Annotated in this window: 13 protein-coding genes; 12 read left to right on the top strand and 1 reads right to left on the bottom strand. The window is 36.9% G+C overall.

All coding sequences use genetic code 11. The features are described from left to right. Positions 1-399, bottom strand: a 399-nt coding sequence (locus CP368_RS07120) for a hypothetical protein (RefSeq protein WP_143468307.1), incomplete at its 3' end; no start/stop codon positions are given. Positions 400-640: 241 nt separating this feature from the next. On the opposite strand from CP368_RS07120, the gene CP368_RS07115 reads away from it, so the two are divergent. From CP368_RS07115 to CP368_RS07070, 12 genes are all read left to right on the top strand, one after another. Further along, positions 641-1,060, top strand: a complete 420-nt coding sequence (locus CP368_RS07115; protein ID WP_098045911.1) for a hypothetical protein — start codon at positions 641-643, stop codon at positions 1,058-1,060. Continuing rightward, positions 1,060-1,620 (top strand): hypothetical protein, encoded by a 561-nt coding sequence (locus CP368_RS07110; RefSeq protein ID WP_098045910.1) that lies wholly within the window; start codon positions 1,060-1,062, stop codon positions 1,618-1,620. Before CP368_RS07115 ends, CP368_RS07110 begins: the two co-directional genes overlap by 1 nt. Positions 1,621-1,739: 119 nt before the next feature. Further along, the gene (locus CP368_RS07105) at positions 1,740-2,453 is read left to right on the top strand and encodes a cell division protein FtsK (protein WP_233185831.1); all 714 of its coding nucleotides are present in this window, start codon (positions 1,740-1,742) and stop codon (positions 2,451-2,453) included. Between the two features lie 113 nt (positions 2,454-2,566). Further along, entirely contained in the window at positions 2,567-3,463 is an 897-nt protein-coding gene (locus CP368_RS07100) for a replicative protein (protein WP_098045908.1), read from the top strand. Continuing rightward, positions 3,447-3,659: a DUF3173 family protein gene (locus CP368_RS07095; protein ID WP_006738228.1), complete on the top strand. Its 213-nt coding sequence runs from the start codon at positions 3,447-3,449 to the stop codon at positions 3,657-3,659. The genes CP368_RS07100 and CP368_RS07095 overlap by 17 nt, the downstream gene beginning before the upstream one ends. Beyond that, positions 3,646-4,137 carry a phage integrase SAM-like domain-containing protein gene (locus CP368_RS10805; protein ID WP_233185830.1) on the top strand — a complete coding sequence of 164 codons (492 nt, stop codon included), beginning with the start codon at positions 3,646-3,648 and terminating at the stop codon, positions 4,135-4,137. The genes CP368_RS07095 and CP368_RS10805 overlap by 14 nt, the downstream gene beginning before the upstream one ends. A gap of 22 nt (positions 4,138-4,159) precedes the next feature. Continuing rightward, complete coding sequence (locus tag CP368_RS10800; protein ID WP_233185829.1) at positions 4,160-4,897, top strand: site-specific integrase; 738 nt, start codon at positions 4,160-4,162, stop codon at positions 4,895-4,897. Positions 4,898-5,981: 1,084 nt separating this feature from the next. Then, the gene (locus tag CP368_RS10500; protein WP_098045907.1) at positions 5,982-12,035 is read left to right on the top strand and encodes a DUF1542 domain-containing protein; all 6,054 of its coding nucleotides are present in this window, start codon (positions 5,982-5,984) and stop codon (positions 12,033-12,035) included. A 237-nt stretch (positions 12,036-12,272) separates the two neighbouring features. After that, positions 12,273-12,449 carry a hypothetical protein gene (locus CP368_RS10590; RefSeq protein ID WP_164480616.1) on the top strand — a complete coding sequence of 59 codons (177 nt, stop codon included), beginning with the start codon at positions 12,273-12,275 and terminating at the stop codon, positions 12,447-12,449. Then, positions 12,446-12,793, top strand: a complete 348-nt coding sequence (gene tnpB / locus CP368_RS07080; RefSeq protein ID WP_035434607.1) for an IS66 family insertion sequence element accessory protein TnpB — start codon at positions 12,446-12,448, stop codon at positions 12,791-12,793. The genes CP368_RS10590 and tnpB overlap by 4 nt, the downstream gene beginning before the upstream one ends. A 64-nt stretch (positions 12,794-12,857) precedes the next feature. Further along, positions 12,858-13,088 (top strand): transposase, encoded by a 231-nt coding sequence (locus CP368_RS07075; RefSeq protein WP_005725993.1) that lies wholly within the window; start codon positions 12,858-12,860, stop codon positions 13,086-13,088. Continuing rightward, positions 13,042-14,370: an IS66 family transposase gene (locus tag CP368_RS07070; RefSeq protein ID WP_233185828.1), complete on the top strand. Its 1,329-nt coding sequence runs from the start codon at positions 13,042-13,044 to the stop codon at positions 14,368-14,370. The genes CP368_RS07075 and CP368_RS07070 overlap by 47 nt, the downstream gene beginning before the upstream one ends. The last annotated feature ends 29 nt before the right edge of the window (positions 14,371-14,399 follow it).

Raw genomic sequence — 14,399 nt, 5'->3', positions numbered from 1 at the left:
AATATAGTCTTTGTCCGTATCTACATTAAAGTTTGAATAATAATAATTTTCTGTCATCTGATTATTAGTACTATTGAACTTGTTATCTGGAAACATTTTTTGAAGATATCTTATTTGAGTAGGTGAAGTAGGCTTGAAATCATTTGATGAGATAAATTCCATACTAGTATCTAACTGGGATAGAAATTCATCATAATATTTTTCTTGAGTAATCGTTGTTTTTTGCACGTTGGCAGTTTGTTTTATTGCGTGGCGTATAAGCTTAGGAAAGTTGTTTGGTGCTTGTACAGGCATATTGGCCTTTTTAACTACATCATTAATTTTAATTTTTTCTTTTTTATCGAGTAAAGAATAGTTTCTATCTAAGATAATAGTCATTTCTTTTGATGTGTTATTCATACTTGATTATCTCCTTCAATATTAGATTAGCTTAATTTTAAAATAGATTTTTGATAAAAAGTGTTTTACTTATATTTCTTGAAAATGTGAATTAAGAATGAAAAATCACCCCAGGAGTCATACCCTGGGGTGATTTTTTTAATCTATAAAATAATTAGTATTTAATATGCAAGGTTGATGAAGAGATATACCTTGTTAATCAATTAATTCTCAGTTTCTAATTTAGAAAGGACTATCAACAATGGCACTAAATATGGCACCGTTTGCCAACCACGGATTGAAGGCAACGCTATCTAATATGGAATTAGCAGTTCTTAAGCTTCGAAAAGTAGTAGCAACTACTGCAACAGAATCGAACCATTACAATGCGACTATTGCTGTAATTGCAGATCACAATATTATTACTAAAAGTAATGGTGATCAAACTCTAGATCCAAATTTGGGAGAAACATTCGTAGTTAGAATTAATAAGGAGAACTTACCTGACGTTCATGGAATTATTCCAAATATTAGACTAGTTAATCCTGTGATTCATACTATTTATGCTACGTCAGCAGAAAATAGTACCTTTGCTACTATTAACTGCAGTATTAGTGCGCAAGGAATCGAATTTCCACAAACTACATCGTCAAATAATAAAGGACAAGGTAGTGGTAGATAATGCGAGATTATAGGAAGTTTCAAGCACCATCCTCTAATGGATTTAACAATAAATATCTATTCCTGATCTTAGGTATCTTCTTTATTTTTGCTGGGTTAACTCTTAAGGTCTTATCTTTAGGATTACCATGGTTTGCTCTAGCTATTAATTGGATTGCTAAATGTACGATCATTCTAGGTATTGCATGTATAATACCCACAATTTGGCGCCTATTTGCAACTAATAGAGATATAAAAAACCAAAACTCTAATTATAATCTATCATCCTTATATAGTTCAGCTTTTACCGAAAGATTATATGAAATGAATCTATATGAAAATGATACTTATAACTCTAATAAAGTTAGATTTCCTAAAATTAAAATCACTAATTCAGGGTTTAAATTATCGGCAATTGGAAAGTTAAGAAAACAATTATTAGATGATGACACAATTGGAGATTTTAATTCTTTTTTAGCTTTAAATAATGCCAAATGTGCTATTCAATCAGCATATTATCGTGATGGGTATGTACATTATATTGTTAGACAGGCGATTGATAAGGATAGGCTGCATTTCTAATGTATTATTCTGTGCATATTACTAAATCAATAAAGTGGGATATTGCGGATCATATATCTGCATTAATAACGGGGGCAAGGGGTTCTGGAAAGAGCTTCTTGCTTCTCGCGTTAATAGCAATGCTAGCAACATTACCACAGAATCAAAATGACTTACTTGGTACGTCGATGATCCCAACACAGATCTTTGCAATTGATTTAAAGAACTCAGATGTTGCAAGATTAAAAATGCTACTACCACCAAATCGAGTTGCTCATACTAAGAGCGATGCTCTAAAGGTACTTGAAAGATTTGTTGGTTTTATGAAGCAACGATTGGAATTTATTCAGAATGAGACCCAATTTGGATCTACAGCTAAATCATTAGGGATGCCTGCTTATTATTTAATTATTGATGAGTGGTCTGCGACTAGTGCGGTTTTTAATGATGCAGTAACTAAAGAAGATAAGATTCAAAAATTTAAATGGTTCAATCTCATGCATGAATTAATGATGCTTAATCGGCAAGCACTATTTGGCGTAATCATTGCAACGCAACAAGCAACGGTTACAAATTCAGGACTGTCAACAGCAATACAAGAAGAAGTTGGACTTAAAGTCCATATGGGGAATGCTACTAGTGAAGCTTATAGATTAACCTTTGGAAATGACTTGAAAATCCCAAATGAGTATTTAGATGTAGGCGAAGGGATGCTATGGCTTGAAGGTCACAATTTGGACTGGGCCACACCTTTTGCAGCTCCTTATATAGACACTGAAAATTTTTGGAATATTCTTCAACAAGCTTTGGTAAATCAGAGCGATGAAAAATATTTAAAGTTATGTACTAGATAATTGTATTGGGTGTGGTCATCATGGCCTTCGGTCTGTGCCACACCAGAAGCCAGTCACGTAGTGGCTGGCTTCTATATTAACTTGATTAATCAAACACAAGAGAACAAGATAACATGAAAAATACCAAAAGACCAATTAATGAATATGACGAAGTTAAAGCGTATTTTTACGGCTCAACTATTGAATTAACAAACGGAGTAGGTCCTAAAGAGCCCAGAACTAAGGTGATAAAAGGACACAGATATGTAGTTCTTGAAACTGGTGAAATCAAGAATATGAATCAAGAGTCTGAAAAAAGAACTGATAATCTTGATAGTGTAAGAAGAACTATGAAAAGACTTAGACGATTAATTGGAGCGAATTTTGTTTCCAACGAAATTAATCGAAAAGATCAGCTTTGGATTACTTTGACTTATCGAGAAGATGTCAATGCAACTGATAAAAATAGTCCTGAGATTGTGTATAAAGACTTTAAGCGATTTATTCGTAAATTAAGGGAAAAACATAATTCTACAATTGAGTATATTGCAGTACTTGAGCCACAAGCCTCTGGTAGATGGCATCTTCATGTGTTGATGAAAACTATGAATAATTCTAAATTATATATTTCTAATTCGGATATAGAAAAACTATGGGGAAAAGGCTTTACTTCTACCAAACGCTTAAAAAATTCGGATAATGTTTCAGCGTATGTTATGGCGTATGTTTCAAACATAGAAATTGATTTAAAAAGTTCTGATAAAGGTAAAGCAATTTCAAAAAAAGTAATAAAAGGTGGGCGACTATCGTTTTACCCCAAAGGAATTAGAATTTATAGAAGATCAAGAAATTTAGTTGATCCCAAGATTCAAAAAGGACAAAAACGAGAAGTATTATCGCTAAAAGCAAGAGAAAAGCTACATAAACCCAAAGTTTATATTCGTAATCTTAAGAATAGATATGGTAAACAAATAAAGATTAAAACGGAATTTTATACCAAAAGGGAAAAGACTTATGGAAAAAATGATTAACTATAAAGATTTGTTAGCCATGGGTTTTCCTCAAAATCAAGCACGAAGAATTATTAGACTTGCTAAAGAAAACCTAGTAAAAGAAGGCTATGGGTTTTATAATGGTAGACGCGTGGGTTTAGTGCCTACAAGTGCTATTAATAGGGTTTTAGCTCTTCCCAATAAGGAAGGAGACCATATTGATGGTAAAAACTAAATATGCCAATGTCTATAAAGATTCAAAGGGAAAATACTATTATAATGTTTTTCTAGGAAGAGATTCCAAAGGAAAACAAGTATTTAAGAAAGGAAGAAGGGATGCTTTAGGGCATCCCTTTACTTCTGGCCGTGAAGCATCTATAGAAGCACGAAGAATTAAGCAATTATATTTGAATGTTGATTTGAACGATATCAGTTATGCACGATTTATGAAAGAACGTTTCATGCCTAAATACAAGGGAGACGTTGAAGCAAGCACTTATGATACTCATTCAAGAATGTTTTTTAAAGCTGTTGATTTCTTTGCTGATGAAAGGCTAAAAGACATTTCTGTAGCTGAATGTGAAAAATATCGAACTTGGCTTTTGACTGAATCAGGTTATTCTCAAAGTTATGCCAGTCTTATTTATACGTCATTTAGACAAAGTTTGGACTACGCCGTAGAAATAAACCTAATAACTATTAATAACTATTAATCCCTCTATGAAGACTAAAGCAGTGCCTAAAGGAAAAGGAATTGAAAAATATTGGACTAAAGAAGAATTTGAAAAAGTTCTTGCTTGTATTAATACTGATTCATTCTATGAAAATCTAATCTATGTTACATTCCTTTTCTACTATAGAATTGGTTGTCGTGTATCAGAAGGTTTTGCTCTAAAATGGTCTGATATTGATTTAACCAATGGACGTGTAAGAATTTTTCATAATTTGCATTATAAAAATAAACTTGAGTATGAAATCAAACCTTATACCAAGACTAATGCTGGTAAAAGGACAGTTACGATTGATGATGAGTTACTGCAGGTTTTAAAAGATTGGAAGAAACGCCAGAAAAAGCATGGAGTAACAGATTTCGTATTGAGTTATGATAATTGTCCTACTAATAAATCTACACTTAGTACCTGGCTTAAAAGATATGCTAAGTTAGCTGGAGTAGCTAGAATAGATGGACGAGGCTTAAGGCATTCAAATGCTTCTTATTTAATTGCTGAAATGGGTGCGGATGTTTTAACGGTAGCACATAGATTGGGACATAAATCACCAACTGTGACTTTACAATATTATGCTCATATGTTTCCTGATAATGATTTGGAGATCGCTTCAAGAATGGAAGGAAGCATGAATATTACACCGGCTAAAAAATCCTTAGTTGAATTCAATGGTAATCAAAATATAAGTGGGAATGCTATTGTTAGTATGCCAAAAGTTTGCCAAAACAAAGAAAAAGCCGTGTAATCGTTGATATAAAAGGAACGTCTCTTATTCTAAGGGAGTAATTTAATATATTAACATGAAGAGGGAATCCCAATATGACAGCATTTGAAGAGGGTCAATATTAGTAAAAAACACGGGTTAAAAGTAAGTTGTCTACCGAAAATTGAATATTTTGCTTACTTTTGTTGAAAAGTAAGTGATTGTTGTCCTACTTATTGTCATTTGATAAGTGGGGCATTTTTGTTTCTCTTTGTTGCCACAAAAGAAATGCTGAAATCCAAACGGAGCAGTCTGTTTGATCGTTGTTGTTACTTATGACGAAAACATAAGTAAATCAGATATGAAATCTCGAAATGACCTTGAATGAAATCTCAAGGTACTCATTCTCGAATGCAATATCTGATCGGTCGCTAGGGTAAAGGGAAGACTATCAGGCCGCCCTTTCAAGCAGTATATAATATAATTAACAAATTGGTATATATCAATTAATGCTGAGCAGAAACTAACCCGACGATTCATAAATTTAGTCAGCCGTTTTCGGTCGCAACCGAAGGCTGAAAATTTATTTTGCCGGGACGGCAAACATGAGGGGGTCATTGGACGATGAAGCCGTTAAAGGATTCATCAACTTCAGTTACACCGTCAACAACTAGAACGGGATAAGGAAACCGAAATTAAGCGGAAAAGGCAATGAAGAACCATCTCTGTATCAAAGATTCAAGCTAAAAAGTCAGTACTTCATGAAGGAAACGACTTAGAGTTATAATTTAAATTTAAACATTATTTCTAATACCACAATATATGAAAAGAGAGCAGTGAGATTGCGTCTCACTACTCTCAATCGCGAACTTGAATAATTTTAGTGTTTGAAAAGAGATTAGCCTTTGCGGTTAGTCTCTTTTACTATCTGGTAAGTTGACTGCAAACAGAAAAGCCGCCCGGCTCGAGAGCTAAGCGGTCATCAAAGTCGCTAAACGGTGTTATAATATTATCAGATTGAAGAAATATTATACTCAATAATTAGGCTGATAACTTAACGGTAGCACTCTTGTTCTGGTGTACTGCAATACACCACTAGTTATTAAATTGGGGAGTAAGAATAACGATGAAGCGACTTAAATTTTTAGAAACTAAGCGGACACCGCGTTATAGTTTACGTAAGCTTAACGTTGGTGTGGCTTCCGTATTATTAGGAGTAACCATTTTTGGAATTAACTTTACAAATCATTCTGTAAAGGCAGCAACCACAGAAAGCGTTGAAAGTTTCAATAGTTCAGCAAACAGTAATTCGCAACAAACTAAGGGTATTAATGCAATTGGTGCAGTGAAAGTGCCTGATAGTCAAAATGATGCTAATAAGGCCATCGATGCTGCTCTTAACACTAAGCAGAGCGAAATTAATGGAGCAACCAATATTGATCAAACTACTAAAGACAAGTTGATCAAAGATGCTACTGATGCAGCAGATAAAGCCAAAGAAGCTATCACCAAAGCTACAACAAACAATGATGTAGCTACTGAACAAACTAATACTCAGAAAGCAACTAGTGCAACAGGAAAAGTTCAACAAAGTAGTGCAAGTAACAATGCAACAGCTAATAATTCTACAGAAGCTACGCAAACCTCAAGTACTAAAGCTAAGCAAACAACTCAAACCGCAACTAAAAATTCTGATAATACAAAGGTTAGCTCTAATACAACTAACAAGGAAAATAGCCAACCAACTGACAAGACCACTAACACTCAAGTAGTAAGTAACATTGATAAAACTTTAGCAAGTCTCCTTACTAAATTACTAGCAACTACTCCCACAACTAATAATTCGGCTAGTGATAGTTCAACTTTGCCTAAGTCAGATCAAACGGTTACGAAAGTACCTGACCCAATGATGGAGGATTATAAAAATCGTGGTGGTGAAAATACCTGGATTGATCAGACAGTTGCGCGTGGGGTTTGGGATTATCCAAGTCTAGCTGAAAACGCAATTTTTGGTAATACAGGTATTATTAAGACCAATCCACATAAGTACTTCTTTGCGGGATATGCTGATTTTTCAGAACAATATCACCGAATTATTTTATTTGCAAGAGGCAAAAATGCTAGCGATCCAAACCTCTATACTTATGTAGTCCACACGTATAATGATAATGTTCAGCCACAAACAGAAACTCCAAATGAAACTGCTCCTGAAATTGAATATCGAGGTGTCCTTGGTCTCGGTGGTAGTACCTACAATTTACAAGTCCATAACTATAATGGTGAATCATTCTCTGTAGTCTTGAAGGGCTTTAAATACGGTGACCAAGGTGGCTATGGTTTAACGCCTATTTTTGATCAAGGTATTTTAAATCCTAAATACAAGGACAAAACTTTACCCGAATTGGATGGTACGAGTGGCATCAACTATAAAGAACAAATTGCTCGCTGGGCTAGTGTAATCCCACAAGAAACTACCAACTCAGTAAGATATGTTGATCTAGAGACAGGTAAAGATATTGCTCAACCATTGAAGGTTACTGGCTATGGTTATCAAGGCTTTAAGATTAATGGCGATGCGCCAAAAATTGATGGCTATACTTTAGTAAGCAGCCCTAAGACCCTAGGCTTGTCGTACGAAGATGGTATTATTGCGCCTTATGAGGTAGGTAAAACTTATACGCAATACATTACCGATGATGTTTATGTAAAACAAACTGTTATTGATACTAATGGTACTGTAAGAGCAACTGCATATTACAAGGGACAACCTCTTGGTGCTAGTGCAAGTAAAATTTTAGGCCATGACGATAACAATGATTCAATGAGCTTTACGGCAGGTGGTCAAAGCTACACCTACAATAATCGAATCAACCATGTTGATGGTGCCATGGTTTACTACTACCAAAAAGTTGGTGAAGAAGGTAAAAGAAGTCAACTTCGTGTTCATTATATTGATGTAACTAAGGATACAGACGATAGTCAATATGCTCCTGGCGATGGTGTACCTGCAACTAATTCTATTAGTGGTCAAGAAATGAATCCTCAAACTTATACTGGAAATATTGGGGATACTTATGATTATGCTACTAACGCTAAGATTCCAGAAGGATATGTATTAGTTGGTACTAGTCCAAATATAAAGGGTACTTTTTCAAAAAGTGATCACGATGCCTATATTTATGTAAAAATTGATCGCAATGGTGCCAAGGCTACGATCCAAAACTTAACGCATTTGAATCACGCCCAAAAGCAAGCAGCTGAAGCAGCAATTGATCAAGCTACTGATTTAAATACCATGAATCAAGCAACCAGCACGGCTACGACGCTTGATGGCGATATGGGTAAATTATCAGATTTAACTGCTGATTTAACTAATACTAATAACTATAAATATGCTTCGGATACACCAAAGTCAACTGTTGCAACTGATTATACCAATGCCGACGTTTTACTTGATAAAACTGCAGGTCAAAATGCTGATGATGCAACTGTTATGAAGTTAATCGATCAAATCAATACCGATAAGAGTAGCTTGGATGGTGACACCAATTTATCAGCTGCAGAAACAACCATTAGTGGGCTTACCCACTTAAATCATGCTCAACGTTCAGCTGCTAACCAAGCGGTTACCAACGCAAGTGATTTGACTGGCTTAAAGACCGCAGTTGCCAATGCCCAATCAGTCGACTCAGCAATGAGTGATCTGCAAACCGCTGTTAATCAGGCTAACGAAGCTAAAACTACCAATAATTATTTGCAAGCAAGTGCCAATAAACAAGATAACCTTAATTCTGCGGTTCAAAATGCTCAAGCTGTTCTAGCAGCAACAGGTGCAAATGATTCAGCTAACCAAGTAAAAGCTCTTACCAAGTCAGTAAATGATGCAGTTGATGCTTTGGATGGGGATGCAAATACTAAGAAGCAAGCTGACCAAAATATTGATGACGTAGCAAAAGCCGCAAAGCAGGCAATTGATAATACTAACGGTATTACTGAAAGTGAGAAACAAGCTGCTAAGGGCCAAGTTGATGCCGATGCTCAGGCCGCTAAGCAAGCTATTGGTCAGGCTAAATCTAATAAAGCTGTTACTGATGCAGTCAACAACGGAACTGTAGCAATCGACAAGGTAAGTGCAAATGCCGCAATTGATGGAGCTCTTAAAAATAAGCAGAGCGAAATTAATGGAGCAAACAATCTTGATCAAACTACTAAAGACAACTTGATCAAAGAAGCAACTGATGCAGCGGACGCTGCAAAGCAGGCTATTGATAAAGCAACTACAGCTGACGCAATTAAGACAGCTCACGACGATGGCATTTCTAATATCAATAATGTTAAAGTGCCTAGTTTGACAGATAGTCAAACTGCTGCTAAGGATGCCATTGATGATGCTCTTAAAAATAAGCAGAGCGAAATTAATGGAGCAAACAATCTTGATCAAACTACTAAAGACAACTTGATCAAAGAAGCAACTGATGCAGCGGACGCTGCAAAGCAGGCTATTGATAAAGCAACTACAGCTGACGCAATTAAGACAGCTCACGACGATGGCATTTCTAATATCAATAATGTTAAAGTGCCTAGTTTGACAGATAGTCAAACTGCTGCTAAGGATGCCATTGATGATGCTCTTAAAAATAAGCAGAGCGAAATTAATGGAGCAAACAATCTTGATCAAACTACTAAAGACAACTTGATCAAAGAAGCAACTGATGCAGCGGACGCTGCAAAGCAGGCTATTGATAAAGCAACTACAGCTGACGCAATTAAGACAGCTCACGACGATGGCGTTTCTAATATCAATAATGTTAAGGTCCCAAGTCTTGAAGACGCCAAGAAAGCAGCAAACCAAGTAGTCGATAATGCATTAACTAAGAAGACTAATGAAATTAACAATGCTTCTAACTTGAGTGATCAAGAAAAGCAAGATTTGGTTAATAAGGCAACTGAGGCAGCCAAGACCGCCAAGGACAACATCGCTAAGGCAACTACTAACGATGGAGCCACTAACGAAGGCCAAGCTGGTAAGACAGCAATCGAAAACTTTGTTCCAACCAGTCTTGAAGACGCCAAGAAAGCAGCAAACCAAGTAGTCGATAATGCATTAACTAAGAAGACTAATGAAATTAACAATGCTTCTAACTTGAGTGATCAAGAAAAGCAAGATTTGGTTAATAAGGCAACTGAGGCAGCCAAGACCGCCAAGGACAACATCGCTAAGGCAACTACTAACGATGGAGCCACTAACGAAGGCCAAGCTGGTAAGACAGCAATCGAAAACTTTGTTCCAACTGATTCTGATGTTAAGAAGAACGCTAAGGATGCCATTGATCAAGCTGCTAAGACTAAGGACGATGCAATCGATGCTTCAAGCTTAACTGCTGAAGAAAAGGATGCTTTGAAGAAGACCGTTGCTGGTGAAGTTAAAACAGCTAAGGACAATATTGATGCTGCCACTAAAGACGCTGATGTTACTACAGCTAAGAACACTGGTGTTGAAAAGATTAACAACATTAATGTTTCTACTACTTCTGCAACTAAATCAGCTGCTAAGGCTGCCATTGATCAAGCTGCTAAGACTAAGGACGATGCAATCGATGCTTCAAGCTTAACTGCTGAAGAAAAGGATGCTTTGAAGAAGACCGTTGCTGGTGAAGTTAAAACAGCTAAGGACAATATTGATGCTGCCACTAAAGACGCTGATGTTACTACAGCTAAGAACACTGGTGTTGAAAAGATTAACAACATTAATGTTTCTACTACTTCTGCAACTAAATCAGCTGCTAAGGCTGCCATTGATCAAGCTGCTAAGACTAAGGACGATGCAATCGATGCTTCAAGCTTAACTGCTGAAGAAAAGGATGCTTTGAAGAAGACCGTTGCTGGTGAAGTTAAAACAGCTAAGGACAATATTGATGCTGCCACTAAAGACGCTGATGTTAAGACAGCGCAAACTAATGGTGAAAAGGCTATTAAAGCAGTTGAAATCCCAACATCTTCTAATACCAAGAATGACGCTAATAGTGATCTCGATACCACAGCAGCAGCTGCTAAGAAGGCCATCGATGAAACTTCAGGTTTAACTGAGGATCAAAAGCAAACAGCAAAGGATCAAATTGACCAAGCTGTTGCTGGTGCTAAAGAAAACATCAAGAATGCTTCTGATAACACAGGTGTTGCAGGTGCAACGGATGCAGGTAAGCTCGCAATCGACAAGGTAAGTGCAAAGGCAGCAATCGACGCAGCAGTTGCTGCTAAGAAGAGCGAAATTGCTCAGGCACCATTAACTGCTGAAGAAGCCAAGCCTTTAAACAACCTGGTAGATCAAGACGCTGATGCTGCTAAGGCTGCAATTGATGCCGCTACTACTAGTGCAGCTGTTGAAACTGCCAAGAACAATGGTGTTGAAACAATTAACAACATCAAAGTTCCTACTACTTCTGCAACTAAAGACGATGCCAACAAGGCAATTGATGCTGTTTTAGCTAAGAAGATTGAAGAAATCAACAATGCTAACTTAACTGATGATCAAAAGCCAAGCCTTATTGATCAAGCTCAGAACGCAGCTACCCAAGCTAAGGAAAATATTCGGAATGCTTCAACTGATGAAGACGTTCAAACTGCTAGGAACAACGGAATTGCTGCTATTGAAGAGATTACTGTTAAGAGTAATTCAGTCGATGACCAAGATAATTCTGCAACTAATGCGGGGGACAGTAGCCAAACTGGTCATATTCAAAAGGATAAGTTCCCAGAAGGCACTACAGTTACAGTTGGCGATGATGGTACAGCTACAGTAACGTACCCAGATGGTTCGAAGGATGTCATTGCTGGTACTGATTTAGTCATCGCTCCTAAAAGCGAAGATGTTCTTGGAAGCAAGTATCATTCACACAAGAATGGTTCAAACTCTAGTCAAGCTGATAGAGTTAAGGGAGCTTCTACTGCTAATGGCAGCATCGCAAACGCTGGTAACAACCTAGGTGTTAAGGCTGAAACTGATAATGCCATTGTAGGTGTTAAGGGTGAAAGTGATAATGCCATTGGTAATAACAAGGCTACTAGCTTAAAGACATTACCACAAACAGGCACTAAAGATACTTCAATTTTGGGTGTGCTTGGTATGCTTTTAGCTTCACTTGGTCTATTCGTATTTAAGAAGAAGCGCGATAAAGAATAATTTATAATAGTTTTTTATAAATTCTATTGGTAAAAGTATCTAGAGAAAGTTAATTCTCAGATTTAAAAAGACGATCGAAAACTTTTGAAAAATTGTTTTTGATCGCCTTTTTGTGTGAAATGAAAACAAGATTCTACGTAAGCGTAAAAGTAAGGTAAGCGTCATATAACCGAGTATCTTTTTTAGTCCGTATTTTTCAGGTATTCTAATCTCATCAATTTAATGGAGGTTAAGAATATGATCGAAAAACAACAACCCATTGTGGCACTTGGCCACTCTTCTAAACCTAAGAAGGCTCGTCCACCACGCAATAATCTGTTGCTTAGTTTAAAGAAGAATGACTTAGAACTGAACTTCTACAGTAGTTTAGATACTGAAATTATGAATAAGCTGCTTGAGAAAGTCTTATCATGATTAGGCTCAGTGATTTGGGTCAAGTCTATATCGTTTGCGGCAAGACGGATCTGCGTAAAGGCATTGATGGACTAGCAACTTTAGTCAAAGAACAGTTTGAACTTGATCCTTTTAGCGGCAAAGTCTTCCTCTTTTGCGGCGGAAGCAAGGACCGCTTCAAAGCCCTTTATTGGGACGGACAAGGTTTTTGGCTGTTATACAAAAGATTTGAAAATGGAAAATTGAACTGGCCCAGGAATCAAAATGAAGTTCAAGCTTTATCTTCTGAGCAGGTCGACTGGCTAATGAAGGGCTTCGCAATCAATCCAAAAATAAAGAACACGAAAGCGTGCGAATTCTACTAACACTTGACATCGCACGCTTTTTTGATATTCTTTTAACTAATAAATTTAGGAGGAAGTTTAACTCATGTCACAAGAAAATTTGGAAAAGATTATTGCACAACAAGCAACTACTATTCAAAACTTAACTGATGAAATCAAGCTCCTCCGTGAACAAGTGGCTTACTTAACGCAAAAACGTTATGGCAAATCTTCAGAACAAATGCCTTTAAATGGACAAACAAGTCTCTTTGATGAACCTGATGCTCAAGATGACGGAGAACGTCCCCGACGCCGCCGTTCAGACTATTACTTATAAAAGACAAGCTCACAAACGAAAGCGTGCTGACTTACTAGCTGCCCTTCCAGCTGAAGAGGTTCACCATGAATTAGGCGACAAGCATTGTCCTGATTGTCATCATGAACTGATTGAGATAGGCAAGCAGTCAGTTCGCCAAGAATTATTGTTTATCCCAGCTCAACTTAAAAGGCTAGACCATATCCAACATGCTTACAAATGTAAATATTGCAGTCAAAGAAATTATAGCGACAAGATCATTAAAGCTGCAGTACCTAAAGCTCCCCTAAACCATGGTCTAGGTTCATCTTCACTCATCGCTCATTCACTCTATCAAAAATATGAAATGAAGGTGCCGGACTATCGCCAAGAAAGCGACTGGAAGAAGATGGGACTAAAAGTTTCAAGACAGATGTTAAATTATTGGGATTTGAAAAGCAGTCAATACTACTTTAAACCAGTGTATGATCTGCTTAAGCAAAAGCTGTTAATGCGGCCAATTTTACATGCCGATGAAACTTATTACACAGTCTTAGAAAGTAAAACAATCAAGACTTACTATTGGGTCTTCCTTTCAGGCAAACATGATCAATACGGGATTACACTCTATCATCATGATCCTTCCCGGAGTGGCAAGGTTGCCTTAAACTTTTTAGGAAACTATCCCGGTTATTTGCACTGTGATATGTGGCAGGCTTATGAGCAATTGCCGAAAGCAACTTTAGTTGGCTGCTGGGCTCATGTTAGAAGAAAGTTTCACGAAGCCGTACCACAACAGGCTTCTGGAAAGTCCCTTGCCCAAAAAGGACTCAACTACTGCAATCGCATGTTTTACTTAGAACAAACCTGGGAGAATTTGAGCAAACAAGAACGTTACCAGCTAAGACAAGCAAAGCTCAAGCCTCTGATGCAAGAGTTCTTCAACTGGTGTGAGAAAAATAAAATCACCGTTTTGCCAGGCTCTAAATTGGGAAGAGCCATTAATTATACCCTCAAGCATCAAGCTACTTTTGAGCATGTCTTGCTTGATGGCAATTTAGAATTATCTAACAATAAGGCCGAACGCGCTGTAAAATCACTCGTCATGGGCCGGAAGAATTGGTTATTTTCTCAAAGTTTTGAGGGTGCTACTGCAAGTGGCTTTATTCTAAGCTTAATTGAAACTGCCAAGAGAAATGGCCTTGATCCTGAAAAGTACTTGAATTATTTGCTTCAGAAATTACCGAATGAAGAGATTCTGGATTCGGAAACCCTTGAAGCTTATTTACCGTGGCAAGAGAAGATCCAGAAGAATTGTAAATAAAAGAACTTAAATAACCGTCTCAGTATAAC

This window comes from Lactobacillus sp. UMNPBX17 (assembly GCF_002553735.1).
GTDB classification, from domain to species: Bacteria; Bacillota; Bacilli; order Lactobacillales; family Lactobacillaceae; genus Lactobacillus; species Lactobacillus gallinarum.
Note: the sequence above shows the minus strand (reverse complement) of the source record. Positions and strands in the feature narration are given on the sequence as shown.

Bases quoted from the DNA above. Each gene is read 5' to 3' on its own strand.
- CP368_RS07115 (WP_098045911.1), top strand. From the start codon at position 641: ATGGCACTAAATATGGCACCGTTTGCCAACCACGGATTGAAGGCAACG.
- CP368_RS07110 (WP_098045910.1), top strand. From the start codon at position 1,060: ATGCGAGATTATAGGAAGTTTCAAGCACCATCCTCTAATGGATTTAAC.
- CP368_RS07105 (WP_233185831.1), top strand. From the start codon at position 1,740: ATGCTAGCAACATTACCACAGAATCAAAATGACTTACTTGGTACGTCG.
- CP368_RS07100 (WP_098045908.1), top strand. From the start codon at position 2,567: ATGAAAAATACCAAAAGACCAATTAATGAATATGACGAAGTTAAAGCG.
- CP368_RS07095 (WP_006738228.1), top strand. From the start codon at position 3,447: ATGGAAAAAATGATTAACTATAAAGATTTGTTAGCCATGGGTTTTCCT.
- CP368_RS10805 (WP_233185830.1), top strand. From the start codon at position 3,646: ATGGTAAAAACTAAATATGCCAATGTCTATAAAGATTCAAAGGGAAAA.
- CP368_RS10500 (WP_098045907.1), top strand. From the start codon at position 5,982: ATGAAGCGACTTAAATTTTTAGAAACTAAGCGGACACCGCGTTATAGT.
- CP368_RS10590 (WP_164480616.1), top strand. From the start codon at position 12,273: ATGATCGAAAAACAACAACCCATTGTGGCACTTGGCCACTCTTCTAAA.
- tnpB (WP_035434607.1), top strand. From the start codon at position 12,446: ATGATTAGGCTCAGTGATTTGGGTCAAGTCTATATCGTTTGCGGCAAG.
- CP368_RS07075 (WP_005725993.1), top strand. From the start codon at position 12,858: ATGTCACAAGAAAATTTGGAAAAGATTATTGCACAACAAGCAACTACT.
- CP368_RS07070 (WP_233185828.1), top strand. From the start codon at position 13,042: ATGACGGAGAACGTCCCCGACGCCGCCGTTCAGACTATTACTTATAAA.